Here is a 26,506-nt window from a genome sequence, read left to right on the forward strand (position 1 = left end):
ATGATATGCGGCGGTATGGTTGGTGGGTGGCGGCGACGGCGGTCGCGGCCGCGGTGGGTGGTTCGGCCGCCCTGGCAGAGATGGAGATCAACGGTCCGGCCGATGTGCCGCCCCCCTCCTACAAGGGGCGGCAATATGTCGACAGCGCGGGCTGTGTTTTCGTGCGCGCGGGCTATGGCGGCACGGTGACCTGGGTGCCGCGGGTCGACCGGTCGAAAAAGCAGCTTTGCGGCTACCAGCCCAGCCTGCCGCAAGGCGCGGCGGCGGCAAAGGTCGCGACGGCCCCGGTCAAATCCGCGCCGCCGGTGGCGGTGGCCGCCACGCCTGCTCCGGCGCCTGCCACTCGGCCCGCCAGATCGCCCTTTGCGCCGACGCCCTTCGTCGGCAAGCCGATGGAGACCATCGCCACCACCGCGACGCCGCCGCGCATCGGTCTTGGCGCTGCCGCCCCGATGCAGCCCGTGCCCGCAGCGCCGGTCCGGGGGGCCGCCGCGCCGCAAAGCCCGGTGCTGCCGCCCGTCGCGGCCGCGGTGCCCGCGCGGTCGGATTATGTCTCGCCCTATGCGCTCAGCGGCGGCACGGCGGCTCCGGGCGGGGGCAGCCTGCGCTATCACAACACCCTGCCGGTTCCGGTGCGGATCACCGGCACCGAGACGGTGGCGGCGGCTGCAACCGCCTGCCCGGCGGGCATGGCCGCGGCGCAGCGCTACCTGCTGTCGGATGGCCGCTCTGTCGTGCGCTGCGGGGGCGCCGCGCAAAACCCGGTCGATTTCATCAATGCCGCCGCCGTGCCCGGTCTGGTCGTGACCCCCTCGGCGCCGATGCCGGGCGCCACCCCGCAACAGGTCTATGCCGCGGCAAGCCCCTATGCGCTGGGCGGCGGCGTCGCGCCGATGACCGCGCGGCCGGGGTCCGGCGGGCCCTCGGTCGGGCCGGTGCTGGTGCGCGCGCCCTCGGGGCACATCACGCTGGCGCCGATCACGGTGGAGACCTCGGTCGGGCCGACCGGCTATGCCCCTGCTTTCGACGACGGGCGGCTCAATCCCTTCCGCGGTCCGCGCACGGCGCAGGGCGATGCCGAACAGGGCGTGATGTGGACGAACCAGGTGCCGTCGCGGCGAGTGACCGAGCGCACCCCGGAGCGCCGGCGCATCGTTCCGGCCGAGCCGGTTCACGTTTCCGCCCCCGCGCTTTCGCCCGGGGCGAGCACCCCGATGCGGGTGTCGTCGAAATCCGCGCCCGAGGCCGCAGCCCCCGCCGCGCCGCGCTATGTGCAGGTGGGCAGCTTTGCCGTCGCCGGAAATGCCGCCGCCGCCAAAGCGCGTCTGGCCGCGGCCGGGTTGCCGGTGTCCTCGGCGCAGACCCGGCGCGGTCTGACCGTGGTTCTGGCCGGTCCCTTCGCCGATGCGCGCGCGGCGCTGGCCACGGTCCGAAATGCGGGCTTTGCCGAGGGCATCCTGCGCTGAGCCGGTCCCGCGCAGGCTTTGGGGGCGGTCCGCCGGGCCGCCCCTTTGCGTGTCAGGAACAGATATCCTTCAGCGCCAGCCATTGATCATCGGCCAGCACCGGCTCGGGCGCGGGGGCGCCGCGGAACGGATCCGCCTCGATCAGGCCGAGCGCCGCCTCTCCGGTCGGGTCGATCGCATAGGCATAGGGCGTCGAGGACACGCCCGTCGCCCGGAACGCCTCCAGCAGGGTCTCCGTCTGCGCCTCGCCATGGGCGATTGCGGGCGGATGCGACAGCACCACCTCGCCATAGCCGCGCAGCCGCTCTGCGGGCAGATCGCCGGTGGTCAGCAGCGTCAGCGCCGCGCCGCTGCCCGCCCAGGCAAGCGCCGCATGCAGCGGGTTTTCCGCCGCCTGCGCCTGCTGCGCCGACAGGATCGCCCCCGCCGCCACCTCGGGCGTGTCGGGGCCGGTCAGCGTGTCGGTGCCCAGCGCAACGACCCCGCCGGGCAGGATCCGTGCCCCGGTCAGCCCGCGCGGCAGCACGGCGATTTCGGAGATGCCCTGCAGCCGCGCCGCCAGCGCCTCCAGCGCGGCATCGCCCTCGGTCGAATGGCAGGCGACGCCGGTCGTGCGTTCCATGTCGCGCAGCACGATCCGGCCGATGTCGGTGCGCTTGGCAGTCGGCACCACCCGCGCCGCCTGATCGACCAGCGCGCCCGGCAGCCAGAAAAGCCCACCCAGCGCCAGCGCCACCAGCGACAGGCTCCAGCCGATCCGCCGCAGCCGCCCCGGATGCGGACGCCGGGAGTCGATCACCGCCTGCACCTTCTCGATCGCCTCGATCATCAGCTCGTCGCCGATTTCAAGCTCTTCGCCCGGTTCCTCCGAGGCGCCGTAAACCGCAGGCATCGCCCCCGGATTGCGTCGCACCAACGCCGCGAGCGACCAATGCGCCACTGCCCGGTCGGAAAGATTGTCGCGGATCACCAGCGTCGCATCGCCCAGCGACAGCAGCACCAGCCGCCGCTGCGCCTGCGGGGTGTCCCGCCACAGGCCCTGCGCGGTCAGCATCTCATATTGCGGCAGCGCGGTCATCTTCGCTTCGACTATGGCTGGGGGCCTTCGGACCCGGTTCCGCAAAGAATAGCGAAAGGGGAACCGGGGTCAATTGCGTGATTCGCACCCCGCGGCGATCTGCGCGGTCGTTTTCACGCCGAATGTCGTCCGCGATGTCGGGATTGGACGCGCCAGGCCGGAACCGCCCCGGCACACAGGGGCAGGGACAGGGAGCAGCCGCAATGACGGACAAGAACCACACCGCGCAGGCCGCGGCGGCGATATCGGCCTATGCGCTGATCATCGGTTTCACCGACAATTACGTGCGCGTCATCGCCGCGGATATCGGGCTGTGGCAGTTCCATCTGACGCGCTCGCTGATGGTGGCGGGGCTGTTGGCTTTGGCGGTGCCGCTGTTCCGGCTGGATCTGCGGCCGCGCAATTTTCCCGCCGTCGCCGCGCGCTCGGCGGTGCATGGGGTGGCGATGCTGTGCTATTTCGGCAGCCTTGGCTTTCTGCCGGTGCCGCAGGTGGCGGCGGGGCTGTTCACCGCGCCGATCTTCGTTTTGCTGATCACCCGCTTCGTCTATGGCGAGCGCATCGGTCTGGTCCGCATCCTGGCCGTCGCCGTGGGTTTTGCGGGCATCCTGCTGGTCCTTGGCCCCGAGGCGGCGCGGATCGGCCCGGCCGCGGCGATCCCGGTGCTGGGCGGCGCGCTTTACGCGCTGGGCAATATCGCCACCCAGCGCTGGTGCCCGGGCGAGGGGGCGGTGACGCTGACCGCCGGGTTCTTTGCCATGCTGGGGTTGCTGGGCGGGGCCGGGCTTTTGCTGCTCGCTCTGTTTCCGATGGCGGGCGAGGGGCCCCTCGCTTTCATCCTGCGCGGGCCCGCGCTGCCCTCGGGCACGGTGCTGTTCTGGGTCTTTGCCCAGGCTTTCGGCTCGCTTGTGGCGGTCAGCCTGATGGTGCGGGGCTATCAGCTGACCGATGCCACCCGCGCCGCCGTCTTCGAATATGTCGTGCTGCCCGCCGCGGCGCTTTGGGGCTTTCTGCTCTGGGGCGAGGTGCCTGGTCTGCGCGAATGGGCGGGGATGGGGCTGATCTGGCTGGCGGGACTCGCGATTGTGGCGCGCGGGCGCTAATCTCTCCGCATGATCGTTTCCCCGGGCCGCCGCTTCATCTTTGTCCATATCCCGAAGACCGGGGGCACGGCCCTGGCGCTGGCGCTGGAGGCCCGCGCCAGGGCCGATGACATTCTGGTGGGCGACACGCCGAAGGCGCGGCGGCGCAGGGCGCGGCTTGCAGGCGTGACGACGGCGGGGCGGCTTTGGAAACATGCGACGCTGGCGGACGGGATCGGGCTTTACACCGAAGCCCAGGCGCGGGAGTGGTTCACCTTTACCCTCGTGCGCAACCCCTGGGACCGGATGGTCAGCTATTACCACTGGCTGCGCGGGCAAAGCTTTGCCCATCCGGCGGTAAGCTTGGCGCAAGGGCTGGATTTCGCAGGCTTCGTGCGCCATCCGCAGACCGCCGCCTCGATCGCGGCGACGCCCTATGGCAGCTATCTGCGGCTCGCCGACGGGATCGAGGCCGCGACCGCCTTTTTGCGGCTGGAACATCTGGAAGAAGACGGCGCCGCGCTGGAAGCGCATCTGGGCTTTCGGCTGTTTCCGCTCGCCCGTGCCAATGCCTCGGACCGGCGGGCGGATTGGCGCTTTTATTACGACGACGACACCGCCGAGGCGGTGGCACGGATCGCCGCCGCCGATATCGCCCGCTTCGGCTATGCGTTCTGAAACGCTTAGTCGCGTCAGGTTCAGTCGCGTTCGGGGGCGCCGCGCTGCCGCAGATGCGCTTCAAGCTTGCGCAGCAGCAGCGACAGGGTGACGGTCATCGCCAGATAGATAAGCGCGACGACGTTATAGGTCTCGAAATAGCGGAAATTCCCCGCCGCGGTGACCTTGCCCAGCTGGGTGATATCGGCCACCCCCAGCACTGACACCAGCGAGCTGTCCTTCACCATCGCCACGAAATCATTGCCCAAAGGCGGCAGCACGGTGCGGAAGGCCTGCGGAAAGACGATCAGCCGGAACCGCAGCCAGCCGCCCAGACCCAGCGCCTTGGCCGCCTCGATCTGGCCGCGCTCGACCGAGAGCAGCCCGGCGCGGAACACCTCGGCCAGAAAGGCGGCATAGGCGAGGATCAGCGCCAGCACCGCCCGCGCCAAAAGCGGGAAATCCCGCACCGAGAGTTCCGGCAGCCCAAGCGCATTCCAGCCCGCGACCAGCGCGGGCACCAGCGCGAAGGCGACGTAAAGCAAAAGCACGATGATCGGCACGCCGCGGATCACCTCGGTGTAAAGCCGTGCCAGCTGCCGCCAGATCAGATGGCGCGAGAGCGAGGCGACGGCGAGCAACAACCCCAGCACCAGCGCGCCCGCAAAGGCCACCAGCGTCACGAAAACCGTGATGCCGATGCCCTTCGACAGGGTGGCGAAGATCTTCGCATGCAACGGATCGGCGGCGACCGCCCCGCCCACCCCAAGCGCGGCGACGCCCAGCGCCACCAGCCACCAGGGGAAATCGCGGTCAGGATGGGACCTCATTCCCCCATCTTGTAATCAAGGAACCATTTTCTGTTCAGCGCCGCGATCGTGCCATCGGCCTTCATCTCGGCAATCGCCGCATTGATCGGCGCCACGAGGTCGGAACCCTTGGGGAAGATGAAGCCGAAATCCTCGGCCCCCAGTTTCTCGCCGACAATCTTCAAGGCGCCGTCCGAGGCCTTGGCATAGCCCTCGCCCGCGGTGGAATCGGTCAGCACAAGATCGACATCGCCGCCGCGCAGCGCCTCGACCCCGGCGCCGAAGGTCTCGAACATCTTGATGCGGGGATTGGCCTCGTTGCCGTCCAGCAGCTCATAGACGCCGACATAGAACGGCGTCGTGCCAGGCTGCGCCGCCATCAGCAGATCGGGATTGGCGGCGAAACTCTTGCCATCGCTGAACCGGGTCTCGTCGCCGCGCACCAGCATGATCATTTCGGAGCGCATGTAGGGATCGGAGAAATCCACCGCGGTCTTGCGGTCGTCGCGGATGGTGATGCCGGTCATGCCGATGTCATATTGCCCGGCGGAAACCCCCGGGATCATCGCATCCCAGCTCGAATGCTCATAGCTCACCGTCATGTTGAGCCGCTTTGCCATCTCGGCCATGGCGTCATATTCCCAGCCGACATGGGCGCCCGTGGCATCGACGAATTGCAGCGGCGGATAGGCATCCTCGGTCACCACGGTGATGGCGCGGCCCGCCAGATCGGGCAATTGCGCAAGGGCAGGCGAGGCGGCCAGCAGGGCGGCGGCAACAAGGGGCAGTTTCATCGGAAGGCTCCGGTTGAGGGGTCGGCCAAAGCTATTCCCGGGGGCGGGGGCTGTCCAGTCTCAGCCGCCGCAGACCGGGCAGGCGGGATCGCGGCAAACCGCGATGGTGCGGTTTTCGCCATGCAGCGCGTCGATCAGCTGCAGCTTGCCGCGCAGGCTGGTGCCTGTCCCGGTGATCTCCTTGATCGCCTCGGCCGCCATCATCGTGCCAAGGATGCCGGGCAGGGCCGCCATCACACCGCCCTCGGCGCAGCTGGGCGCAAGGCCGGGGGCGGGGGCATGGGGGAAGAGGCAGGCCAGACAGGGGCCGCCGCTGGCGGGGTGATAGAGGCTGATCTGCCCCTCCCATTGCGAGATCGCGGCGGAAATCAGCGGCTTGGCGGCGGCGACACAGGCGCGGTTGACCAGCTGCCGGGTCTCGAAATCGTCGCAGCCATCCAGCACCAGATCATAGTCCGCGATCAGAGCCGCGGCGATATCTTCGGTCAGGCGGCGGTGATAGGGTTTGACGGTGAGGAAGGGGTTCAGCGCTTTCAGCGCCGCTTCGGCGGCGAAGACTTTCGGCGTGCCGATGTCATCGTCGCGAAACAGCACCTGCCGCTGCAGGTTCGAATTGGAGACCGTGTCAGGATCGATCACGCCCAGCGTGCCGACGCCCGCAGCACTCAGGTAAAGCAGCGCGGGCGATCCAAGCCCGCCCGCCCCCAGGATGAGCACCCGCGCCGATTTCAGCTGCCGCTGCCCGGTGCCGCCGATCTCGCGCAAAAGCAGATGGCGGGAATAGCGGTCCAGTTCGGCTTTTGAAAACGGCCCTTCGGCGGGGGCTTCGGGCACCACCGCCCGGGCGCGCAGCCGCGCCAGCGCCCCGCGATAGGCCTGCACCAGCGCGGCCACGACGCCAAGCCCGATCCAGCCGGGCAGGCTGCCGCCGATCAGCGCCGGAAGCGGATGGCCGGGATCGGGAAAGAGCCCATGCACCAGCACGAAGGCGCCCCAAAGCAGCGCCAGCGTGCCCCAGACCAGCCCGGCGGGGGCGCGCAGCTTCCAGCCCAGCGCCGCGATCACCGCCAGCAGGATCAGCCCGGTCATCGCTCAGCCCTTGCCGGTCGAGCCGAAACCGCCCGCGCCGCGCGCCGTCTCGCCCAGATCCGCGGCGACCTCGTAGCGCGCCTGCACAACGGGGGCGATGATCGCCTGCGCCACCCGCTCGCCGTGGCGGATCGTGTAAGCCTCGGCGCCGAAGTTGATCATCAACACGCCCAAAGGCCCGCGATAATCGCTGTCGATGGTGCCGGGCCCGTTCGGCATGCCCAGCCCGTGCTTGAAGGCCAGCCCGGACCGCGGCCGGATCTGCATCTCGAACCCCTCGGGGATGGCGACGCGCAGCCCGGTCGGCACGATCACCCGCCCCATCGGCGCCAGCACCAGCCCGGTTTCGCGGATCCCGGGCGGCAGGTTGGCGCGAATATCCGCCCCGGCGGCGCCATGGGTTTCATAAGCGGGCAGCGCCACCTCCGGATCGGCCCAGTCCTCGCGCAGCACCTTGATGATCGGCGTCATGCCTGCCCCTTCCGTTTTCTTTCGCGTATTTGGACCAAGAAAAAGACGGCTTGCTTTTTCTTGGCGCAAATACGCCCTTTCGCCCTGTCAGCTTGCGCCAAGCGCGGTGGCAATGCGTGCCGCCAGCCTGCGGGCGACCGCGTCCTTGCCCATCCGTGCCCAGGTCTCGGCGCCGCTTTCATCGAGGATCGTCACCGCGTTCTCGCTGCCGCCCATGATGCCGGTGGCCGGGCTGACATCATTCGCCACGATCCAGTCGCAGCCCTTGCGGGCGCGTTTCGCCGTGGCATGGGCCGTCACATTCTCGGTCTCTGCGGCAAAGCCCACGACCAGTTTCGGCCGCCCCGGCCCCATCTGGGCGACGGTCGCCAGAATATCCGGGTTCTCGGCAAAACTCAGCGCGGGCGCCTGACCCGTGCCGTCCTTCTTCATCTTCTGCAGGCTGGCATTCGCCACCCGCCAATCGGCGACGGCGGCGGCAAAGATCGCCGCCTCGGCGGGCAGGGCGGTCTGCACGGCCAAAAGCATCTCGCGCGCGGTTTCGACCCTGACCACCTTCACGCCTTCGGGCGGCGGCACGGTCGCAGGGCCGGTCACAAAGGTCACATCGGCGCCCAGATCGCGCAAGGCCGCCGCCAGCGCCGTGCCCTGCGCCCCCGAGGAGCGGTTGGCGATGTAGCGTACCGGGTCGATCGGCTCATGCGTCGGCCCCGAGGTCACCAGCACATGCCGCCCCTTGAGCGGCCCCTCCGCCAGAGCGGAGTGAATCGCGGCCAGAATTTCCGCCGGTTCCGCCATCCGGCCCATCCCGTATTCGCCGCAGGCCATGTCGCCTGCGTTCGGGCCGACGGTCAGCACGCCATCGGCTTGCAATTGCCGCAAGTTGCGCTGCGTCGCCGGGTGCTGCCACATCCGCACATTCATCGAGGGTGCGATCAGCACCCGCTTGTCCGTCGCCAGCAGCAGCGTCGAGGCCAGATCCCCCGCAAGACCCGCCGCCATCTTCGCCATCAGATCGGCGGTCGCAGGCGCCACCACCACCAGATCGGCGGCGCGGCTGAGCTGGATATGACCGATTTCGGCTTCCTGCGTCAGATCGAAAAGCGCGCTATGCGCGGCCTCGCCGGCGAGCGAAGAGACCGAGAGCGGCGTGACGAATTCCGCCCCGGCTTTCGTCAGAACCGGGGTCACGGCAAAGCCCGCGCCGCGCAGAAGCCGGATCAACTCCGGCGCTTTCACCGCCGCGATGCCGCCGCCGATGATCAGCAGAATCCGTTTTGTCATGCGCCCCTCCGGTTTTGCCAAGCTGTAGGGCGGCGGCGGGGCTCGCGCAAGTTATTGGAAGGCCTTGCAGGGGTCTTCGCGGGGCGCGGGATCGGTGACGATCCACAGATCGAAGGGCTGATCGCCCCCGGCCGGGCGTTCCAGCTGGCCAAGCGAGAGCAGTTTCACCCCCGGCGCGGCATGGGCAACCAGCGCAGGCACGGCGCGGTCCTTGCGGGCGTGTCCCGAGCCGGTGATTACCGCCACCGGGCCGCCGGTTTCCGAGAGCGCCCGCAGCGTCACCTGCGCAAAGGCGCCATCGCGCAACCGCTGCGCCGCCACCATCCCGGGCAGCAGCTCGGGCGGCAGGGCGTTGCAGTGATCGGCCTGGGTTTGGGCTTCGAGCTGCGCTTGCAGCGCGGCGGGATAGGGGCTGTCGATGCCGAACCGCGCCGCCTCGGGGAAGACCTGCGCCAGCGGCTCCTTCATCGCGCGGCGCACCTGGTCGCGGGGCAGCGCCGCACCATAGACCCGCGCCGTGGAGGCGGCGGCAAAGATCGGCGCATAGAGCGCGAAATCCGGCCAGCCCGCGGCTTCCCAGCCCAGAACCTCGGCCAGCGCGTCAGGCTTGCCGATCAGATCGGGTGTCACCATCGCCGCCTGCGCCTGGTCGAGCATCTCGAAGACCAGCGCTTTGGGTTTTAGCGCCGCCACCGCCGCGGCCTGCGCCAGGTGGTGATCGGCATTGTCATGCACCTCGCCCAGCACCGCAACCTGCGGTGCGGCGGCGATGATCCGGGCGGGCAGATCGGCGGCCGAAATCTCCTCGGCCGCGACCGGAGCCGCCAGCGACAGGGCAACAAGAACGCCAGCAATCCTCATGCGAAGAAGCCTATCACCTCTTCGCTGCGGCTTTCCAGCGACTTGCGCATTTTGCTGAAAGCCTGCGCCTCGAGCTGCCGGATCCGCTCTTTCGACAGGCCCAGTTCCTCGCCCAGGCTTTCCAGCGTCCGCGGCTCGTCGATCAGCCGACGCTGCGCCACGATATAGCGTTCGCGCGCCGACAGCTGCCCCATCGCCTGACCCAGCCAGTCGCGCATCTTCGCGCCGTCATGCGCCTCGGTCACCCGGGTCTCTGGGCTGCCGCCCTCGTCCTCCAGCGTGTCGACCCATTCGCGGCCGTCCTCGTCATTCGACTGCGGCGCGTTCAGCGACAGATCGGAGCCCGAGAGCCGCCCCTCCATCATCTCGACATCGGCCATCGAAACGCCAATCGAGATCGCCACCTTTTCGCGCAGCTGCGCGCTGTCCAGCACCACCCCCTCGGCCTCGGCCTCGCGCTGGATCTGCGCCTGCACGCGCTTGAGGTTGAAGAACAGCGCCTTTTGCGACGAGGTGGACCCGGTGCGCACCATCGACCAGTTGCGCATCACGAATTCCTGGATCGAAGCCTTGATCCACCAGACCGCATAGGTTGAAAACCGCACGCCGCGATCGGGGTCGAACTTGTCGGCGGCCTTCATCAGGCCGAGCGACGCCTCCTGGATCAGGTCGTTCATCGGCGCCCCGTAGCGGCGGAATTTCGAGGCCATCGAAATCGCCAGCCGCATATAGGCGCTGACAAGGCGGTGCAGGGCCGCCTCGTCGCGGTGATCGCGCCAGGCGCGGGCCAGCCGTGCCTCGGTCTCGGCGTCCAGATATTCCGCCCGCATAGCTTGCCGCGGAAGCGTGTCGTCGGTCATTCCATCGAGTGCCATGTCAGTCTCCCCGGGTCTCCCAACCCGCTGTTAGGCGTGCTCACTGCACCTACACTGACAGAAACGATCTGGAATGTCTCCAAGTTGCAGTGTGCATCACAAAAAAATCACTGTGCAGGATTAACCTTTGCACAGGGGCGGCCGCGGACTAGCATTCCGGCGAAAAAGGGAGGTCGGAATGGGGTATGAACTGGCGATCGGGGATCGGTCCTATTCCAGCTGGTCGTTGCGCGGCTGGCTGGTATTCGCGAAAGCAGGCGTGCCGGTGAAGACCGTCTCGGGGCGGCTTTACAGCGATGATTTCAAACGGCTTCTGGCGGAATTCGCGCCCGCGGTTCTGGCGCCTGCGCTGCGGCTGCCCTCGGGTCAGGTGATCGGCGAGACGCTGGCGATTGCCGAGACGATCGCCGAGCGCCACCCCGGGGCCGGGCTTTGGCCCGAGGATGCCGATGCCCGCGCGATGGCGCGCTGGCTCGCTTCGGAAATGCATGCGGGCTTTGGCGCGTTGCGCAGCCACTGTCCGATGAACCTGCGCGTCAGTTACGAGACCTGCGAGCCGACCGAAGCGGTTCTGGCCGATCTGGCGCGGATCGAGTCGCTCTGGTCGATGGCGCGGGCGGCTCACGGCGCCGGGGGGCCGTGGCTGTTCGGGCGCTGGTCGCTGGCCGATGCCTTCTTCGCACCGGTGGCGGCGCGGATCGCGGGCTACAACCTGCCCGTCGGCCCCGAGGCCGCGGCTTATGTGGCGACCTGGCTTGCCGATGCCGATTTCCGCGCCTGGCGCGCCGAGGGTCTGGCCGAAGGCCCCGATCAGCCGTTTTACCAGCGCGACTGGCCGACCCGGCCCTGGCCCGGGCCGCAATGACGGGCTCAATGATCCGTTAACCCATCCCGCCCGGTTCTGCGCTAGGCTGCAACCGGGCGGAGAGCGGGCATGGTGGCACGAACCTATACGGTGGCTTTCGAAGGCGTCGAAGCGCGGATCGTCGAGGTGCAATGCGCCCTTGCCGCCGGGATGCCGGCGTTTTCCATCGTCGGCCTGCCCGACAAGGCGGTCTCCGAGGCCCGCGACCGGGTGCGGGCGGCGCTGGCGGCGCTGTCGATCGCGCTGCCGATGCGGCGGATCACCGTCAATCTCTCGCCTGCCGATCTGCCCAAGGAGGGCTCGCATTTCGACCTGCCGATCGCGATTGCGCTTCTGGCCGCGATCGAGATCGTGCCGAAAGAAGAGGTGGAAACCCTTGTCTCGATCGGCGAACTGGCGCTGGATGGCCGGATTGTGTCGGTGGTCGGCGCGCTGCCCGCGGCGATGGCGGCGGCGGCCGAGGATTGCGCGCTGATGTGTCCCAAACCCTGCGGTGCCGAGGCCGCTTGGGTGGGGGCGACGCAGGTTTTCGCGCCTGCGACCCTGACCGAGGCTTTGCGGCATCTGACCGGGCAGCAGCCGCTCGCCCCCGCGCGTCCGGGCGAGGTGGAAACGCCGCCCGCCGCCCGCGATCTGCGCGACGTGAAGGGGCAGGAACGGGCGAAACGGGCGCTCGAGATCGCCGCCGCCGGGCGGCATCACCTGTTCATGGCGGGTCCGCCCGGCTCGGGCAAGTCGATGCTGGCGGCGCGGCTGCCGGGCATCCTGCCGCCCTTGTCGGCGCTGGAAGCCCTTGAAACCTCGATGGTGCATTCGCTCTCGGGGCTTCTCTCCGAAGGCGGGATTTCGCGCAACCGGCCGTTTCGCGAACCGCATCACACCGCCTCGATGGCGGCGATGATCGGCGGCGGGCGCGGCGCAAGGCCCGGAGAGGTCAGCCTTGCGCATAACGGCGTGCTGTTTCTGGACGAGTTTCCCGAATTCCCCCGCCCGGTGCTGGAAACCCTGCGCCAGCCGATCGAGACCGGCGAGGTCGTCGTGGCCCGCGCCAATGCGCATGTCCGCTACCCCTGCCGGTTCCTGTTGGTGGCGGCGGCGAACCCCTGTCGCTGCGGCTATCTGGGCGATCCGGCGCGCGCCTGTGCCCGGGTGCCGCAATGCGGCGAGGACTATCTGGGCCGGATTTCCGGGCCGCTGATGGACCGCTTCGATCTGCGCATCGAGGTGCCCGCCGTCGATTGGCGCGAGCTGGATCTGCCTGCGGCGGGGGACAGCTCCGCCACGGTGGCGGCGCGGGTGGCGGCGGCGCGCGAGATTCAAAGCCGCCGTTTCGCCGATCATCCGCAGATCCGGGTCAATGCCGAGGCCGAAGGCGTGGTGCTCGACGAGATCGCCGCCCCCGACGCCGAGGGGCGGGAGCTTCTGGGCAAGGTCGCGGCCCGTTTCGGTCTGACCGCGCGGGGCTATCATCGCGTCTTGCGCACGGCGCGGACGATTGCCGATCTGGACGGATCGGACCCGGTCCGCGCGCCGCATCTGGCCGAGGCGGTCAGTTACCGTCTGACCTTTGCGGCGGCACGGTAAGAACGCGGGTGACGAAACGGGCGGCATCGCGCAGGGCCTCGCGCGATTCGGGGAGCAGCCCATCCATCATCTGCCAGGCATGCGGCACCCCGGGCCAAAGTTGCAGCAGCACCTCGGCCCCGGCCCGGCGCAGTTTTTCTTCCATCCGCAGCGCATCATCGCTCAGGATCTCGGTCTCGGCGGTCTGCAGCAGCACCGGCGGACAGCCGGGGAAGTCGGCAAAGATTGGCGAAGCCTCGGGGTCGTCGGCGGGATGGCCCTGCAGGTAGAATTGCGCCGCTTCCGGCAGACGATGCCCGGCCAGCATCGGGTCGGAGGCGGCATTCGCCTGCACCGAGGGCGAGGCCCCCGTCAGATCGAACCAGGGCGAAAAGGCAAAGGCCCCCGCGGGCGGCGTGCCCCGCGCGCAGAGCCTGGACAGCAGCGCAAAGGCCAGCGCCGCCCCCGCGCTGTCGCCCGAAAGCACAATATTTTCAGACCTGTAGCCCTTTGCGATCAGTGCCTCCCAGACGGCTTCGGCATCCCGCAGCGCAGCCGGAAACGGGTGTTCCGGGGCAAGGCGGTAGCTGGGCGCAATCACCGTGACCTGCGCCAGTTTCGCCAGCCGCGACAGCATCGGCAGATGCGTCTGCGGGCTGCCTGCGATGAACACGCCGCCATGGAAATGCAGCACGGCCAGGCCCTCGCGCGGGCGGCCCGCGCGGATCGAGAGCGCCGACCGCCCGGCAAGATCGAGCGGCATCGCCACGCTGCCCGGCGCAGGACGCAGCGCGATCCGGGTGAAGCGCTCCATCGCTTCGCGCAACTCGGCCGGATCGGTCATCTTCGCCAGCCGCGGCTTGGTGAACAGCCGCAGCCCAAGGGTCACAATCCGCGCGCGCAGGCTCATCACCGACCCCGTTTCGCCTCGATCACCTGCCAGATCCGCGCGGCGACATTGGTGCCGTCGAACCGTTCCAGCTCCTGGATGCCGGTGGGCGAGGTCACGTTGATCTCGGTCAGCCAGTCGCCGATCACGTCGATGCCGACGAAGATCTGCCCCTTCTCGCGCAAGGTCGGGCCGATGGCGGCACAGATGTCCCGTTCGCGGTCCGTCAGCTGCGTCGGCTCGGGGCGGCCGCCCACATGCATGTTCGACCGCGTCTCGCCCGCGGCTGGCACGCGGTTGATCGCCCCCACGGGCTCGCCATCGACCAGAATGATGCGCTTGTCACCCTTGACCACGGCCGGAACGTATTTCTGCACGATCATCGGCTCGCGGTTGATCGAGGTGAACAGCTCGTGCAGCGAAGCCAGGTTGCGGTCGTTCGGATCGAGCCGGAACACCCCCGCGCCGCCATTGCCGTAAAGCGGTTTCAGGATGACATCGCCATGCTCGGCCTTGAAATCGCGAATCATCGCCAGATCGCGGGCAATCAGCGTCGGCGGCGTGAGGTCGGGGAAATCGAGGACGAGCAGCTTCTCGGGGCAGTTGCGCACCCAGAACGGATCGTTGACGACCAGCGTTTTCGGATGGATGCGGTCCAGCAGATGGGTGGTGGTAATATAGCCCATGTCAAAGGGCGGATCCTGCCGCAGCCAGACCACATCCATCTCGGCCAGATCGACCTCGGTCTCGGCGCCCAGGCTGAAATGGTTGCCCTGTTCGCGCCGCACGGTGAGCGGCCAGCCGCGGGCCAGCACCCGCCCCTGCCGATAGATCAGCCGGTCGGGCGTGTAATAGAACAACGCGTGGCCACGCGCCTGCGCTTCAAGCGCAATGCGAAACGTGCTGTCGCCGTCGATGTTGATGGCCGCAATCGGGTCCATCTGGAATGCAACTCTCAAGGCCATGACGCCCCCTTTCGTTGCCTCCTTGATGCCTTGCGGACCGCCGCGATGCAATCTCGCTAGTTGAACATGTAGGCGTTTTGCAGGATTTCGATCCGCCCGGCCGCATCGACCAAGGCAACGTCGAAACGCATGTCGAGATTGGCGCAATCAGCCCGGGTTGCAACAAATTCTTCGGCTGAAAGACAGATCCGCTCCAGCTGCTTGCGGCTGATGCGCTCGACCGCCCGGGCATGGGTGTCGGCTTTCTTCACCTCGATGAAGATGACCTTGTCCCTTTCGCGGGCGATCAGGTCGATCTCGCCACCATAGCGGCCACGCCAGCGCTGCGCCGCGATCCGGCCGCCGCCGCGTTGATAGTGGGCTGCCACCTGATGTTCGGCCGCAAGTCCCGCATGATAGGCCAATGCCCCGCCCATCAGTCCCTCTCCATCGCCAACGCGCGCTGATAGACCTCGCGCCGGGGCAGACCCAGCATCTCGGCCACTTCCGCCGCCGCGTCCTTCACGCTCAGGCGCTGCAGACGATCCCGCAGCGCGGCTTCGACATCTTCGGGGCCAAATCGCGGCGCCCGGGAGCGATCAACAAGAACGACGATCTCGCCCTTGATCGGCGTATCGGCGCAGCTTGCCGCCAGATCCGACAGGGTTCCGCGCCGGATCTCCTCGAATCGCTTGGTCAGTTCGCGGCACAGCACCGCCTCCCGATCAGCCCCCAATTCTGAGGCCAGATCGGTTAACATTTCCCTAACGCGCTTGGGCAATTCGTAAAAAACCAGCGTTGCGGGCACCTGTGCGAATTCCGACAGCCATTTCCGCCGCGCCTGGGCGGTATTGGGCGGGAACCCCGCGAACAGGAACCGATCCGACGGCAGGCCGGAAACGGTCAGTGCGGCCAGCACCGCCGAAGGTCCGGGGGCGGCAAAAACGCGATGACCCGCGGCGATCGCGGCGCGGCCGAGCTGAAAGCCCGGATCCGCCACCAGCGGCGTCCCGGCTTCGGAAGCGTAGGCCACCGCCTTGCCCTCGGCCAGCGCGGCGAGCAGACGGGGCCGCACCGCTTCGCCGTTGTGATCGTGATAGGCGACGAGCGGCCGACCGCCCAGCGGGATGCCGTGAATATCCATCAGATGACGCAGGGTCCGCGTGTCTTCGGCCGCCAGCACCTCGGCCTCGCGCAGGATGTCGAGCCCGCGCAGGGTGATGTCCCGCGCCGCGCCGATCGGGGTCGAGACGAAATGCAGCCCCGGCGCGGGCTTGCGGCCTGCGGGCCCGTATTCCTCGAGCGGTGTCACCGGCGGGCCGAAGTCGTCGTCAGGCTCTGTCATCGATCCGCCTACCGTTTCCGAGTCAAGTTTACTTCACGCGGCGAAACGCTTACGGTTCGCCCAATTTCCCCCGCCGCAACGGAGGCCGCTGTCATGTTCGCTGCTTTGCGCACCCCCCGCAACCCCCTGCTGATCTGCGTCACCCTGGTCGCGGCCCTGCTTGTCGCGGCCTGCCAGCCGGGTCCCGGCACCGGCAGCGGACCCGGCGTCGAGACCGGGACCGCCGTTCCGGTGGCGCTTCTGGTGCCTGCGGGCTCTGGCAATACCGGCGACGAGACCCTTGCCGCCTCGCTCAAGCAGGCGGCGCAGCTGGCGATTTCCGATCTCAATGGCGTGAAGATCGACCTGCGCGTCTACAACACCGGCGCCGGACCCGAGCAGGCGGCGGCGATGGCGACGAAGGCCGTCGACGAGGGCGCGAAGATCATCCTTGGTCCGGTCTTTGCCGAATCCGCCAATGCCGCGGGTCTGGCCGTCGCCAGCCGTGGCGTCAGCGTGCTTTCGTTCTCCAACAACACCGATATCGCGGGCGGCAACGTCTTCGTGCTCGGGCCGACCTTCCCCAATACCGCGAACCGGCTGGCGCAATTCGCCAGCGCCCAGGGCAAGCGCAACATCCTGATCGTGCATGACCAGACCCCGGCGGGCACGATCGGCGCGGGCGCGGTGCAATCGGCCGTCGCGCGCTCGGGCGCGGCGGTGGCGGGTATCGCCTCCTATCCGTTCTCGCAGCAGGGCATCATCGAGGCGATGCCGACGATCTCGGGCCGGGTCAAATCGGGCGGCGTCGATGCGATCTTCCTGACCGCCGATACCGCGGGCGCGCTGCCGCTGCTGGCGCAGATGCTGCCCGAAAACGGCGTCAACCCCGGTCAGGTCAAGTTCATCGGCCTGACGCGCTGGGACATTCCCTCGGCGACGCTGGCGCTGCCCGGGCTGCAGGGCGGCTGGTTCGCGATGCCCGATCCGAACCTGAACAGCCGCTTCAAGGAACGCTACGAGACCGCCTTCGGCACCGCGCCGCATCCGATCGCCGGGCTTGCCTATGACGGCATCGCCGCGATCGGTGCGCTGGTGAAATCGGGCCGTCCCGATGCGCTGGGCCGCGCCGCGCTGACCCAGCCCTCGGGCTTTGTCGGCGTCAACGGCATCTTCCGGCTGCGCCCCGATGGCAGCAACGAGCGCGGCCTTGCCGTCGCCGAAATCCGCAACGGCCAGGCCGTGGTGATCGACGCCGCGCCCCGCTCCTTCGGCATGGCCGGGTTCTGATCCCGGCCGTTCCCCGTCGCCGACACCCGCCGCCGAAAGGCCCCAAGGACCATGAGCCCGCCGTGACCGACCGTGCCGATCCCGCAGCGGCCCCCGCCGGGGCGCCGCTGCTTTTCGATCTCCCCGCCCTGACCGCGCGGCTCGATGCCAGCCTGCGCGACGCCGATGCCCGCAACATCCGCGCCGAGACGGTCCGCTTCCTTCTGGCCGAGCGCGAGGCCGCCCTGCCGCGCATCATCGCCGATTTCGGCACCCATCCGCGCAAGGCCGGAGAGACCGTCGCCGCCTATGCCGCGATGACCGACGGTCTGGTCCGGGCGGTCTTTCACGTCGCCACCACCCGGCTGCATCCGCTGCAGGCGCCGACCGCCGCCGAGGGGCTCTCGGTTCTTGCCGTCGGCGGCTATGGCCGCGCCGAGATGGCGCCCTTTTCCGATGTCGACCTGCTGTTCCTGACGCCCTGGAAGATCACCCCCTGGGCGGAAAGCGTGATCGAGAGCATGCTTTACATGCTGTGGGATCTGAAGCTGAAGGTCGGCCATTCCTCGCGCACGGTCGAGGACTGCATCCGCCTTGGCCGCGAAGACATCACCATCCGCACCGCGCTTTTGGAAAACCGCTATCTTGACGGCGATGCGGCGCTGGCCGAGCGGCTGAACCAGACCCTGCGCAACGATCTGTTCAAGGGCACCGGCCCTGAATTCATCGAGGCGAAACTGGCCGAGCGGTCGGAACGTCACCGCCGTCAGGGCGGGCAGCGCTATGTGCTGGAACCGAACGTCAAGGAGGGCAAGGGCGGCCTGCGCGATCTGCAGACGCTCTACTGGATCGCGAAATATCTGCACGGGGTCAATGACACCGCCGATCTGGTCGGGCTGGGGGTCTTCACCGCCGAGGAATATGCGGTCTTTCAGGAGGCCGAGGATTTCCTCTGGGCGGTGCGCTGCCATCTGCATCTGATCGCCAAACGCGCCTCGGATCAGCTGTCTTTCGACGCGCAGGTCGAGGTGGCGCGGCGCATGGGCTTTGCCGATGCCGCGGGCCGTCGCGGCGTCGAGGTCTTCATGCAGCATTATTTCCGCCATGCGACCCGGGTGGGCGAGCTGACGCGGATCTTCCTCACCGTGCTCGAGGCGCAGCATGCGAAACCGGCGCCGGTGCTCAAGCGGCTGTTCCGGCGCAAGAAACCGCTGAAAGCGCCGTTCTTCGACGATATTTCCCGCGTCAACGTCGCCGACACCCGGGCCTTTCTGGCCGATCCGCTGAACTTCCTGCGCATCTTCGAGGAAGCCCTGCGCACCAACATGCTGCTGCATCCCGATGCGATGCGGCTCATTGCGGCCAATCTGGACCGGATCGACGACCAGCTGCGCGAGAGCCGCGAGGCCGCGCATATCTTCCTCGACCTGCTGCTCAAGCATGGCAACCCGGAACGGGTGCTGCGGCGGATGAACGAGCTGGGTCTGCTGGCCGCCTATATCCCCGAATTCGAGCCGATCGTGGCGATGATGCAGTTCAACATGTATCACAGCTACACGGTGGACGAGCATACGATCCAGTGCATCTCGACGCTCGCGCAGATCGAGCGGCGCGAGTTGAACGAGGAATTGCCGCTGTCGTCGCATATCCTCGACGAGGGGGTGAACCGGCGCGTGCTTTATGTGGCGCTGCTTTTGCATGACATCGGCAAGGGCCGACCCGAGGATCACTCGATCCTCGGCGCGCAGATCGCCCGCAAGGTGGCGCCGCGGCTGGGGCTTTCGCCCGAGGATTGCGAGACGGTCGAATGGCTGATCCGCCACCATCTGCTGATGTCGGATGTGGCGCAGAAACGCGACCTGTCCGACCCGCGCACGATCCGCGATTTCGCCAAACAGGTGAAGACCTGCAGGCGGCTGGATCTTTTGACCGTGCTGACCGTCTGCGACATCCGCGGCGTCGGCCCGAATGTCTGGAACAACTGGAAGGCGACGTTGCTGCGCCGGCTTTATTCCGACACCACCCGGGCGCTGGAACACGGGCTGGAGGCGGTGAACCGCGAGCAGCGCTCGGATGCGGCGAAAAAGGCACTGCGCGAGGCGCTTTCGGGCTGGGACCCGCGCGAGATCCGCGCCGAACTGGCCCGGCATTACGACCCCTATTGGCAGGGGCTGACCACCGGCACCCATGCGATCTTCGCCGAGATGCTGCGCGGCCTTGGCGATGACGAGATCCGCATCGATCTTGACCCCGATCTGGATCACGATGCCACCCGGGCGGCCTTTGCGCTGTCCGATCACCCGGGGATCTTTTCGCGACTGGCGGGGGCGCTGGCGCTGGTGGGCGCGAATGTCGTCGATGCCCGCACCTATACCTCGAAGGACGGCTATGCGACCGCCGTCTTCTGGGTCCAGGACAGCGAGGGCCATCCCTACGAGGCCGCGAAACTGCCGCGTCTGCGCGGCATGATCGAAAAGACGCTGAAGGGCGAGGTGGTGGCCCGTGACGCGCTGAAGGATCGCGACAAGATCAAGAAACGCGAACGCGAATTCCGCTTCCCGACCCATATCACCTTCGACAACGAGGGCTCCGACATCTACACGATCGTCGAGGTCGACACCCGCGACCGGCCCGGGCTGCTTTACGATCTGACCCGCGCGCTGGCCTCGTCGAACATCTATATCGCCAGCGCGGTGATCGCGACCTATGGGGCGCAGGTGGTCGACACCTTCTATGTCAAGGACATGTTCGGGCTGAAGCTGCATTCGGGGCAGCGGCAGGAATCGCTGGAAAAACGGCTGCGCGATGCGATCATCCGCGGCGCGGAACGGGCAGGGCAGGCATGAAACCCATTCGACTGGTCCGCGGATTTCTGACCGTGGGCGGCTGGACCTTCGGGTCGCGGCTGCTGGGCTTTGTCCGCGACATGATGATGGCGGCCTATCTCGGCTCCGGCCCGGTGGCCGAGGCCTTTCTGGTCGCCTTTTCCCTGCCCAACATGTTCCGCCGCTTCTTTGCCGAGGGCGCCTTCAACATGGCCTTCGTGCCGATGTTCGCGAAAAAGCTGGAGGGCGGCGAGGATGCTTTGGGCTTCGCGAAGGACGCCTTCAAGGGGCTGACGGCGGTTTTGCTGCTCTTCACCCTTCTTGGCACGCTGGCGATGCCCTGGCTGGTCTGGGCGATGGCCTCGGGCTTTGCGGGCGATGCGCGCTTCGATCTGGCGGTGCTTTATGGCCAGATCGGCTTTTCCTACATCCTCTTCATCTCGCTGGTGGCGCTTATGTCGGGCGTTCTCAACGCCTTCGGCCGCTTCACCGAGGCCTCGCTGGTGCCGGTGCTGATGAACCTCATCTTCATCCTGGCGATGGCTTTGGCGGATTATGCGGGCTGGGACATGGGGCTGACGCTGGCCTGGACGGTGCCGATCACCGGCGTCGCGCAATTCGCCCTCACCTGGATCTCGGCGCATCGGCTGGGCTACACGCTGCTGCCGGGCATCCCGCGGTTTTCGCCCGATCTGAAACGGCTTCTGATCATCGCGGGCCCCGCGGTTCTGGCGGGCGGCGTGGTGCAGGTGAACCTGATCGTCGGGCGGCAGGTCGCGTCCTTCACCGAGGGCGCGGTGGCCTGGCTCTCCTATGCCGACCGGCTTTATCAGCTGCCCTTGGGGGTCGTCGGCATCGCCATCGGCACGGTGCTTCTGCCGGTGCTCTCGCGCCATCTGCGCGCGGGGGAACATGATCAGGCCCGCAACAGCTTTTCCCGCGGCGCCGAATTCGCGATCTTCCTGACCCTGCCCGCGGCGGTGGCGCTGGTGGTGATTTCCACCCCGCTCATTTCGGTGCTGTATGACCGCGGCGCCTGGGCCCCCGAGGACACCACGGCGACGGCCCTTGCGCTGGCCGCCTATGGCCTTGGCCTGCCCGCCTTCGTGCTGCACAAGGTCTTGCAACCGCTTTACTATGCGCGCGAGGACAGCCGCAGCCCGTTCCGTTTCGCGCTCGTCTCGATGGGGGTGAACGCGGCTTTCGCCATCGGCATGATGCCGGTGATGGGCTTTGTCGCCGCCGCTCTGGCCACCACGGTTTCGGGCTGGGTGATGGTCGGCCAGCTCTGGTGGGGGGCGCGCAAGATGGGCGATGCCGCCCGCCCGGATGCAAGGTTCTGGCGCAGGCTGTGGCGGATCGCGCTGATTTCGGGCGTGATGGGCGTGCAGCTTTGGGTCACCGCCGACTGGCTCGCCCCGCAGCTGGCACAGCCGGGCGGGGCGCGCTGGGGGGCGCTGGGCCTTCTCTGCGGTTCGGGCATCGCGCTTTACTTCGCGCTGGGCGCGGCGATCGGCGCCTATGGTTTTGGCGAGTTGAAGGGGATGCTGCGCCGCCGCCGCGGCTGATCAGCGCTTGCGCAGCTTGTGCAGCAGATGCCGCCAGCCGCCCGGGGCGACGAAGAAGCTGATCAGGAACCCGGCGCCGAAGCCGGAAAATTCCGCGATCCAGTCCGGCCCGATGCCGAACAGCGCCCCAAAGAGGAGCTGAATCCCCGCCAGCATCCCGATCAGCGAAAACGCCCGCATCCGCACCGGGTTGCCGGGGCCAAGCCGCATCCACAGGACCCAGGTGAAGGCGCCGATCAGCCCGTAGGCGCCCGGATAGCCGCCAATCAGCATCATCTGGGTGAAGGGCATCAGCGCATAGACCAGCGCGCCGGTCACGGTCGATCCCAGAAACACCGCCGCGACGGCCCAGCCAGGAAACACCTCGCCGACGAATTTGCCGATCGCCAGAATGAAGACCACCACCATCGCGGCATGGGTCAGGCTCAGATGGACAAAGGCATAGCTGACGAGCCGCGCCAGATCCGGCACCGACCAGAGCCCGATCTCGGCCATCTGGCGAAAGCCTGCGGGATCGAAGCCCAGCTGGCCCAGGATCGCCAGCCGCCAGCCCATCGCCTGCGGCCCCAAAGCTCCGGTGCCCCCCAGCGCGAACAGGATTTCGGTCACGATGATCGGCGCCGCCAACAGCCAGACCACGGTGGGAAGCGGGTTCAGCGGTTGCTCGTCATGGCCGTGGTGCATTGTCCCTCCTTTGGGGGTGTCATTGACGCCCCGCGCCCTTTAGCGATAAGCGCAAGGCATCCGAATTTCCAGCCCGGAGCGCCCGAGATGTCCGAACAGTCGCAACCTACCCCCGAAGAGATCAACGCCAAGTTCACGCCGCGGATCTTTTCCGGCATCCAGCCCTCGGGCAACCTGACGCTGGGCAATTATCTGGGCGCGCTCAAGCGCTTTGCCGAAAAGCAGAATGAGGGCATCGAGACGATCTATTGCCTGGTCGATCTGCATGCGATCACCGTCTGGCAAGACCCCGAGGCGCTGAAGAAACAGACCCGCGAGGCGGCGGCGGCCTTCATCGCCTCGGGCATCGACCCGGCGCGCTCGGTGCTGTTCAACCAAAGCCAGGTCTCGGGCCATGCGGAACTGGGCTGGCTTCTGAACTGTGTCGCGCGGATGGGCTGGATGAACCGCATGACGCAGTGGAAGGACAAGGCAGGCAAGAACGCCGAAAAGCAGTCGCTGGGGCTGTTCGCCTATCCGTCGCTGATGGCGGCCGACATCCTGCTTTATCACGCGACGATGGTGCCGGTGGGCGAGGATCAAAAGCAGCATGTGGAGCTGACCCGGGACATCGCGGCCAAGTTCAACCATGATTACGGCGTTGACTTCTTCCCGGCGCCCTTGCCGCTGATCGAGGGTGTGGCGACCCGGGTGATGAGCCTGCGCGACGGGTCGAAGAAGATGTCGAAATCCGACCCGTCCGATGCCAGCCGGATCAACCTGACCGACGACGCCGACACGATCGCGAAGAAGTTCCGCAAGGCGGTGACCGATCCCGAGCCGCTGCCCGAGAGCCTTGAAGGTCTTGAGGGCCGGGCCGAGGCGCGCAACCTGGTGAACATCTATGCCGCGCTGGCCGACAAGACCCCGGCCGAGGTGGTGGCCGAATATGCCGGGCAGGGCTTTGGGGTGTTCAAACCGGCGCTCGCCGATCTGGCGGTGTCGAAGCTCGAACCGATCTCGACCGAGATGAGCCGGCTGATGAACGACCCGGCCGAGATCGACCGGATCCTGGGGCAAGGCGCGGAAAAGGCCGATGCGATCGCCCAGCCGATCCTGCAAAAGACGCTCGAGATCATGGGGATGATCCGCTCGCGATAAGCGGCCAAGGCGGGGGCTCTGCCCCCGCACCCCCGGGATATTTGGGGCAAGATGAAAGGGCTGTGTTTCATCTTGCCCCAAATATCCCGGGGGGTGAATGAGCGCAGCTCAGAGGGGGGCAGCGCCCCCCTGCGCCGGTGCGGCTTTTGCCTCAGCCCGGGGGTAAAGCCGCGCCATGGTCACGCCGCGGGAAAGGTTCAGCACCATCAGTGCCGCCCAGAGCCCGTGATTGCCGAAGGCCGGGATCAGGACACAAAGCGCGGCGATGTAGAGGATGACCGAGACGAGCATCGCGTTGCGCATCTCGCGCGTCAGGGTCGCGCCGATGAAGATGCCGTCGAACATCCAGGCGGCAATGCCCAGAAGCGGCGCCAGCCCGATCCAGGGCAGATAGGCGCGGGCGGTGTCGCGCACCTCGGGGGCGGTGGTCATCATGTCGATGATCGCGCCGCCGAAGCTCAGGAACGCGATGGACAGCAGCGCCGCGCCGGCCAGACCCCAGTGCGACGCGACCACGGCAGCGCGGCGCAGGCTGCGGGGGGCGCGGGCGCCGACCGCCTGTCCGACCAGAGTTTCCGCGGCAAAGGCGAAACCGTCGAGCGCGTAAGCGGTGATTTGCAGAAACTGCAGCAGCACCTGATTGGCGGCGAGCTTCACATCGCCCTGCGCCGCGCCCAGAAACAGGAAGGCAGTGAAGCTGCCCTGCAGGATCACCGAGCGGATCATGATGTCGGTATTGACCCGCGCCATCTGTTTCAGGGGCGCGGCGGCGAGGATCACCGCCCGGCTCAGCCCCGGCACCAGCGCAGCGCGGGCCAGCCAGAGCGCCAGCACCAGCCCCGAGAGTTCCGCGATCAATGTAGCCGCCGCCACCCCCTTCACCCCCCAGCCAAGGCCAAGCACGAACCACAGATCCAGCCCGACATTCAGCCCGTTCATCACGAGTTGCAGCACCATCACGGCCCGGGTGCGTTCCAGCGCGATCAGCCAGCCGGTGAAGGCATAAAGCGAGATCGTTGCAGGCGCCCCCCAGATCCGGATCGCCAGATAGTCCTGCGCCAAAGTCTCGACTTCGGCCGAGGCGGGGGCGATCTGGAAGGCGGCCCAAAGCAACGGTGCCTGCAGCGCGATCAGGCAAAGCCCCGCGGCCAGCCCGATCCCGGCGGCGCGGATCAGCCCGGCCGAGACCTCGAGGCGGTCGCCCTCGCCCTTCGCCTGGGCGACAAGGCCGGTGGTGCCCATGCGCAGGAAGCCGAAGATCCAGTAGACCGAGGCCAGCACCACCGCGCCAAGGCCGACGGCGCCGATCGGCGCGGCCTGGCCGATCTGGCCCACCACCGCCGTATCGACCGCGCCCAGAAGCGGCACGGTCGCATTCGAAATCACGATCGGGGCGGCGATGCGCAGCACCCGGCCGTGGGTGACCTGGGTCATTCCTCCCGGTCCGGCATCAGGAAATGCCCGGTTGCCTGGGCGAAGAGCTTCGTGCGGTTGTCTTGCCAGGCCTCGACATGCACGCTGGCATAGCGCCGCCCGGAGCGGTTCACCCGCGCCCGCGCATAGGCGTCGCGCGGCAGGCCGGAGCGCAGGTAATCCACGGTAAAGTCGATTGTTTTCGGCAGTCGTGGCAGGGCCGGATCGGGGGCGGCAAGATCGATCCGCCCCGCCTCCATGTCTTCCCAAAGCAGCGTCCAGGACAGTTCCATGATCGCCGACACCTCAAGAAAGGCCGCCGTCACCCCGCCGTGAAGGGCCGGAATGAACGGGTTGCCGATCAGCTTGTCGGCATAGGGCAGGACCGCCGTCAGCTCGTCGCCGCGGCGGTCGAATTCGATGCCGAGAAAGCGGATATAGGGCACGCCCGAGACGAGCGCGCGCAGGGCGGCATCGCGGCGGCCCTTGACCAGATGCACGGGTTCGGGTTTCGGACGGCTCATTGCGCGCCCCCTTTCGGACGTTCGACGGTAAAGGCGCCGGTGGCCGAGGCGACGGGCAGGCCCGCTTCCTCGTCATGCGCCGTCGCGCGCAAGAACGCCACGGTGCGGGTGATGTGATAGACCTCGGCCCGGGCGGTGATGCGCTGGCGCGGCGTCGCGGCGCGCATGTAATCGATGCGCAGATCGATGGTGGCGGTGCCTGCGGGCGCCTCGGGGTGGCTCATCACCGCGGCGCCGCAGCAGGTGTCGAGCAGTGCCGAAACCGCGCCGCCGTGAATGACCCCGGTGCGCGGATCGCCCACCAGATCCTCGCGCCAGTCCATCGAGAGTTCCGCCGCGCCGCCGCCGATCGCGTCAAGCCGCATCCCCAGGGCGTGGGCATGCGGGATCGCCTCGATGAATTGCCGCGCCTGTTTCAGCTTTGCCTCGTCCATGTGCCCTCCGGTTTTTTTCCACGATGCCGTGACGTTGCGATCAAGGCAAGTCACAGGCCGCGCAAGAGAGGTTGATGCTGCGTCAACCGCGCGTTAGCTTCGCCGCGGAGGGGGAGCAAGACATGGCAGACGTGCTGAGCTTCAAGGAAATGTGCGCGCGTTTCGATGTCACGCCGCGGACGTTGCGCTATTACGAGTATATCGAACTGCTTTCGCCACAAAAGGAGGGGCGGGCGCGCTATTACGGCCCGCGCGAAGTGGCGCGGATGACGCTGATCCTGCGCGGGCGGCGGTTCGGCTTCAGCCTGGAAGAACTCCGGCAGTGGCTTCTGATCTATGACCATCAGGGCACCGAGGCGCAGAACCGCGCCTGGATCGCGCTGGCCGACCGGCAGCTGGGCGTGCTGGGCAAGCAGCTGGAGGAGCTGCAGGCCGCGGTCACCGACCTGCGGGCGCTGCGCGACGATGTGGCCCGCATCCTGACCGACTGAGCCTCGAATCGGCCCCCGCGCGGGGCCTTTTTCATCCGTGTGCGCGCTTTTCCCGCCCTTGGCGGGGACCGGGTTTTGCATTTTTCCGGGCTGTTCGGTCTGACATT

At 67.7% G+C, this 26,506-nt stretch carries 26 protein-coding genes; 10 read left to right on the forward strand and 16 right to left on the reverse strand.

Going from position 1 to position 26,506, the window contains the following annotated elements; genetic code table 11:
• Positions 1–5: 5 nt before the first annotated feature.
• Positions 6–1,466, forward strand: a complete 1,461-nt coding sequence (locus tag AC4PTB_RS02600) for an SPOR domain-containing protein (protein ID WP_492191544.1) — start codon at positions 6–8, stop codon at positions 1,464–1,466.
• Positions 1,467–1,518: 52 nt separating this feature from the next.
• On the opposite strand, the gene AC4PTB_RS02605 is transcribed toward AC4PTB_RS02600, so the two are convergent.
• Positions 1,519–2,544, reverse strand: coding sequence for a hypothetical protein (locus AC4PTB_RS02605; RefSeq protein WP_492191545.1), 1,026 nt, complete (start codon positions 2,542–2,544; stop codon positions 1,519–1,521).
• Between the two features lie 203 nt (positions 2,545–2,747).
• Between AC4PTB_RS02605 and AC4PTB_RS02610 the strand changes: the two genes are divergently transcribed.
• Both AC4PTB_RS02610 and AC4PTB_RS02615 read left to right on the forward strand, forming a co-directional pair.
• A complete protein-coding gene (locus AC4PTB_RS02610; RefSeq protein ID WP_492191546.1) occupies positions 2,748–3,647 on the forward strand; it encodes a DMT family transporter in 900 nt (299 codons plus the stop codon).
• Between the two features lie 9 nt (positions 3,648–3,656).
• The gene (locus tag AC4PTB_RS02615) at positions 3,657–4,304 is read left to right on the forward strand and encodes a sulfotransferase family 2 domain-containing protein (RefSeq protein ID WP_492191547.1); all 648 of its coding nucleotides are present in this window, start codon (positions 3,657–3,659) and stop codon (positions 4,302–4,304) included.
• A 20-nt stretch (positions 4,305–4,324) separates the two neighbouring features.
• On the opposite strand, the gene AC4PTB_RS02620 is transcribed toward AC4PTB_RS02615, so the two are convergent.
• The 7 genes from AC4PTB_RS02620 to AC4PTB_RS02650 form a co-directional block, all read right to left on the reverse strand.
• Positions 4,325–5,113 carry an amino acid ABC transporter permease gene (locus AC4PTB_RS02620; protein WP_492191548.1) on the reverse strand — a complete coding sequence of 263 codons (789 nt, stop codon included), beginning with the start codon at positions 5,111–5,113 and terminating at the stop codon, positions 4,325–4,327.
• Entirely contained in the window at positions 5,110–5,886 is a 777-nt protein-coding gene (locus AC4PTB_RS02625; RefSeq protein WP_492191549.1) for a transporter substrate-binding domain-containing protein, read from the reverse strand. The genes AC4PTB_RS02620 and AC4PTB_RS02625 overlap by 4 nt, the downstream gene beginning before the upstream one ends.
• Before the next feature lie 60 nt (positions 5,887–5,946).
• Positions 5,947–6,975, reverse strand: a complete 1,029-nt coding sequence (locus AC4PTB_RS02630; protein ID WP_492191550.1) for a HesA/MoeB/ThiF family protein — start codon at positions 6,973–6,975, stop codon at positions 5,947–5,949.
• Positions 6,976–6,978: 3 nt separating this feature from the next.
• Entirely contained in the window at positions 6,979–7,446 is a 468-nt protein-coding gene (gene dut, locus AC4PTB_RS02635; protein ID WP_492191551.1) for a dUTP diphosphatase, read from the reverse strand.
• 87 nt (positions 7,447–7,533) lie between these two features.
• Entirely contained in the window at positions 7,534–8,730 is a 1,197-nt protein-coding gene (gene coaBC / locus AC4PTB_RS02640; RefSeq protein WP_492191552.1) for a bifunctional phosphopantothenoylcysteine decarboxylase/phosphopantothenate--cysteine ligase CoaBC, read from the reverse strand.
• Between the two features lie 51 nt (positions 8,731–8,781).
• Positions 8,782–9,591 carry a ChaN family lipoprotein gene (locus tag AC4PTB_RS02645; RefSeq protein ID WP_492191553.1) on the reverse strand — a complete coding sequence of 270 codons (810 nt, stop codon included), beginning with the start codon at positions 9,589–9,591 and terminating at the stop codon, positions 8,782–8,784.
• Entirely contained in the window at positions 9,588–10,466 is an 879-nt protein-coding gene (locus tag AC4PTB_RS02650; RefSeq protein ID WP_492191554.1) for an RNA polymerase factor sigma-32, read from the reverse strand. The genes AC4PTB_RS02645 and AC4PTB_RS02650 overlap by 4 nt, the downstream gene beginning before the upstream one ends.
• Positions 10,467–10,644: 178 nt before the next feature.
• On the opposite strand from AC4PTB_RS02650, the gene AC4PTB_RS02655 reads away from it, so the two are divergent.
• Both AC4PTB_RS02655 and AC4PTB_RS02660 read left to right on the forward strand, forming a co-directional pair.
• Positions 10,645–11,331: a glutathione S-transferase gene (locus AC4PTB_RS02655; protein WP_492191555.1), complete on the forward strand. Its 687-nt coding sequence runs from the start codon at positions 10,645–10,647 to the stop codon at positions 11,329–11,331.
• Between the two features lie 69 nt (positions 11,332–11,400).
• Positions 11,401–12,915, forward strand: coding sequence for a YifB family Mg chelatase-like AAA ATPase (locus tag AC4PTB_RS02660; protein WP_492191556.1), 1,515 nt, complete (start codon positions 11,401–11,403; stop codon positions 12,913–12,915).
• On the opposite strand, the gene AC4PTB_RS02665 is transcribed toward AC4PTB_RS02660, so the two are convergent.
• Genes AC4PTB_RS02665 through rsmI form a run of 4 tightly spaced genes read right to left on the reverse strand, consistent with a single transcriptional unit; the run spans position 12,881 to position 16,072 of the window.
• Entirely contained in the window at positions 12,881–13,804 is a 924-nt protein-coding gene (locus AC4PTB_RS02665) for an alpha/beta hydrolase (RefSeq protein ID WP_492191557.1), read from the reverse strand. The two genes, AC4PTB_RS02660 and AC4PTB_RS02665, sit on opposite strands and share 35 nt — an antisense overlap.
• On the reverse strand, positions 13,804–14,748 hold the full coding sequence (gene gshB / locus AC4PTB_RS02670; RefSeq protein WP_492191558.1) for a glutathione synthase: 945 nt from the start codon (positions 14,746–14,748) through the stop codon (positions 13,804–13,806). The genes AC4PTB_RS02665 and gshB overlap by 1 nt, the downstream gene beginning before the upstream one ends.
• A 56-nt stretch (positions 14,749–14,804) precedes the next feature.
• Positions 14,805–15,164 carry a YraN family protein gene (locus AC4PTB_RS02675; protein WP_492191559.1) on the reverse strand — a complete coding sequence of 120 codons (360 nt, stop codon included), beginning with the start codon at positions 15,162–15,164 and terminating at the stop codon, positions 14,805–14,807.
• Positions 15,164–16,072 carry a 16S rRNA (cytidine(1402)-2'-O)-methyltransferase gene (gene rsmI, locus AC4PTB_RS02680; RefSeq protein WP_492191560.1) on the reverse strand — a complete coding sequence of 303 codons (909 nt, stop codon included), beginning with the start codon at positions 16,070–16,072 and terminating at the stop codon, positions 15,164–15,166. Before rsmI ends, AC4PTB_RS02675 begins: the two co-directional genes overlap by 1 nt.
• Positions 16,073–16,165: 93 nt before the next feature.
• On the opposite strand from rsmI, the gene AC4PTB_RS02685 reads away from it, so the two are divergent.
• The 3 genes from AC4PTB_RS02685 (at position 16,166) to murJ (ending at position 21,713) form a co-directional block, all read left to right on the forward strand.
• Complete coding sequence (locus AC4PTB_RS02685) at positions 16,166–17,341, forward strand: penicillin-binding protein activator (protein WP_492191561.1); 1,176 nt, start codon at positions 16,166–16,168, stop codon at positions 17,339–17,341.
• Positions 17,342–17,403: 62 nt separating this feature from the next.
• Positions 17,404–20,166, forward strand: a complete 2,763-nt coding sequence (locus AC4PTB_RS02690) for a [protein-PII] uridylyltransferase (protein WP_492191562.1) — start codon at positions 17,404–17,406, stop codon at positions 20,164–20,166.
• Positions 20,163–21,713, forward strand: coding sequence for a murein biosynthesis integral membrane protein MurJ (gene murJ, locus AC4PTB_RS02695; RefSeq protein ID WP_492191563.1), 1,551 nt, complete (start codon positions 20,163–20,165; stop codon positions 21,711–21,713). Before AC4PTB_RS02690 ends, murJ begins: the two co-directional genes overlap by 4 nt.
• Here the strand turns inward: murJ and AC4PTB_RS02700 are convergent, their stop codons facing one another.
• Complete coding sequence (locus tag AC4PTB_RS02700) at positions 21,714–22,397, reverse strand: rhomboid family intramembrane serine protease (RefSeq protein ID WP_492191564.1); 684 nt, start codon at positions 22,395–22,397, stop codon at positions 21,714–21,716.
• Positions 22,398–22,484: 87 nt separating this feature from the next.
• Between AC4PTB_RS02700 and trpS the strand changes: the two genes are divergently transcribed.
• Positions 22,485–23,537: a tryptophan--tRNA ligase gene (trpS, locus tag AC4PTB_RS02705; RefSeq protein WP_492191565.1), complete on the forward strand. Its 1,053-nt coding sequence runs from the start codon at positions 22,485–22,487 to the stop codon at positions 23,535–23,537.
• Between the two features lie 108 nt (positions 23,538–23,645).
• Here the strand turns inward: trpS and AC4PTB_RS02710 are convergent, their stop codons facing one another.
• Genes AC4PTB_RS02710 through AC4PTB_RS02720 form a run of 3 tightly spaced genes read right to left on the reverse strand, consistent with a single transcriptional unit; the run spans position 23,646 to position 25,908 of the window.
• The gene (locus AC4PTB_RS02710; protein ID WP_492191566.1) at positions 23,646–24,971 is read right to left on the reverse strand and encodes an MATE family efflux transporter; all 1,326 of its coding nucleotides are present in this window, start codon (positions 24,969–24,971) and stop codon (positions 23,646–23,648) included.
• Complete coding sequence (locus AC4PTB_RS02715) at positions 24,968–25,474, reverse strand: PaaI family thioesterase (RefSeq protein WP_492191567.1); 507 nt, start codon at positions 25,472–25,474, stop codon at positions 24,968–24,970. Before AC4PTB_RS02715 ends, AC4PTB_RS02710 begins: the two co-directional genes overlap by 4 nt.
• Positions 25,471–25,908 (reverse strand): PaaI family thioesterase, encoded by a 438-nt coding sequence (locus AC4PTB_RS02720; RefSeq protein ID WP_492191568.1) that lies wholly within the window; start codon positions 25,906–25,908, stop codon positions 25,471–25,473. Before AC4PTB_RS02720 ends, AC4PTB_RS02715 begins: the two co-directional genes overlap by 4 nt.
• 122 nt (positions 25,909–26,030) lie before the next feature.
• Between AC4PTB_RS02720 and AC4PTB_RS02725 the strand changes: the two genes are divergently transcribed.
• A complete protein-coding gene (locus AC4PTB_RS02725) occupies positions 26,031–26,399 on the forward strand; it encodes a MerR family transcriptional regulator (RefSeq protein WP_492191569.1) in 369 nt (122 codons plus the stop codon).
• The last annotated feature ends 107 nt before the right edge of the window (positions 26,400–26,506 follow it).

This window comes from Rhodobacter sp. 4.3.4 (genome assembly GCF_058724655.1).

Coding starts and splice junctions, on each gene's coding strand:
- AC4PTB_RS02610 (WP_492191546.1), top strand. CDS start 2,748: ATGACGGACAAGAACCACACCGCGCAGGCCGCGGCGGCGATATCGGCC.
- AC4PTB_RS02625 (WP_492191549.1), bottom strand. CDS start 5,886: ATGAAACTGCCCCTTGTTGCCGCCGCCCTGCTGGCCGCCTCGCCTGCC.
- dut (WP_492191551.1), bottom strand. CDS start 7,446: ATGACGCCGATCATCAAGGTGCTGCGCGAGGACTGGGCCGATCCGGAG.
- rsmI (WP_492191560.1), bottom strand. CDS start 16,072: ATGACAGAGCCTGACGACGACTTCGGCCCGCCGGTGACACCGCTCGAG.
- AC4PTB_RS02725 (WP_492191569.1), top strand. CDS start 26,031: ATGGCAGACGTGCTGAGCTTCAAGGAAATGTGCGCGCGTTTCGATGTC.
- coaBC (WP_492191552.1), bottom strand. CDS start 8,730: ATGACAAAACGGATTCTGCTGATCATCGGCGGCGGCATCGCGGCGGTG.
- AC4PTB_RS02665 (WP_492191557.1), bottom strand. CDS start 13,804: ATGAGCCTGCGCGCGCGGATTGTGACCCTTGGGCTGCGGCTGTTCACC.
- AC4PTB_RS02630 (WP_492191550.1), bottom strand. CDS start 6,975: ATGACCGGGCTGATCCTGCTGGCGGTGATCGCGGCGCTGGGCTGGAAG.
- AC4PTB_RS02615 (WP_492191547.1), top strand. CDS start 3,657: ATGATCGTTTCCCCGGGCCGCCGCTTCATCTTTGTCCATATCCCGAAG.
- AC4PTB_RS02685 (WP_492191561.1), top strand. CDS start 16,166: ATGTTCGCTGCTTTGCGCACCCCCCGCAACCCCCTGCTGATCTGCGTC.
- AC4PTB_RS02645 (WP_492191553.1), bottom strand. CDS start 9,591: ATGAGGATTGCTGGCGTTCTTGTTGCCCTGTCGCTGGCGGCTCCGGTC.
- AC4PTB_RS02605 (WP_492191545.1), bottom strand. CDS start 2,544: ATGACCGCGCTGCCGCAATATGAGATGCTGACCGCGCAGGGCCTGTGG.
- AC4PTB_RS02715 (WP_492191567.1), bottom strand. CDS start 25,474: ATGAGCCGTCCGAAACCCGAACCCGTGCATCTGGTCAAGGGCCGCCGC.
- AC4PTB_RS02720 (WP_492191568.1), bottom strand. CDS start 25,908: ATGGACGAGGCAAAGCTGAAACAGGCGCGGCAATTCATCGAGGCGATC.
- AC4PTB_RS02600 (WP_492191544.1), top strand. CDS start 6: ATGCGGCGGTATGGTTGGTGGGTGGCGGCGACGGCGGTCGCGGCCGCG.
- gshB (WP_492191558.1), bottom strand. CDS start 14,748: ATGGCCTTGAGAGTTGCATTCCAGATGGACCCGATTGCGGCCATCAAC.
- AC4PTB_RS02675 (WP_492191559.1), bottom strand. CDS start 15,164: ATGGGCGGGGCATTGGCCTATCATGCGGGACTTGCGGCCGAACATCAG.
- AC4PTB_RS02710 (WP_492191566.1), bottom strand. CDS start 24,971: ATGACCCAGGTCACCCACGGCCGGGTGCTGCGCATCGCCGCCCCGATC.
- AC4PTB_RS02655 (WP_492191555.1), top strand. CDS start 10,645: ATGGGGTATGAACTGGCGATCGGGGATCGGTCCTATTCCAGCTGGTCG.
- AC4PTB_RS02660 (WP_492191556.1), top strand. CDS start 11,401: ATGGTGGCACGAACCTATACGGTGGCTTTCGAAGGCGTCGAAGCGCGG.
- AC4PTB_RS02700 (WP_492191564.1), bottom strand. CDS start 22,397: ATGCACCACGGCCATGACGAGCAACCGCTGAACCCGCTTCCCACCGTG.
- AC4PTB_RS02620 (WP_492191548.1), bottom strand. CDS start 5,113: ATGAGGTCCCATCCTGACCGCGATTTCCCCTGGTGGCTGGTGGCGCTG.
- AC4PTB_RS02650 (WP_492191554.1), bottom strand. CDS start 10,466: ATGGCACTCGATGGAATGACCGACGACACGCTTCCGCGGCAAGCTATG.
- trpS (WP_492191565.1), top strand. CDS start 22,485: ATGTCCGAACAGTCGCAACCTACCCCCGAAGAGATCAACGCCAAGTTC.
- murJ (WP_492191563.1), top strand. CDS start 20,163: ATGAAACCCATTCGACTGGTCCGCGGATTTCTGACCGTGGGCGGCTGG.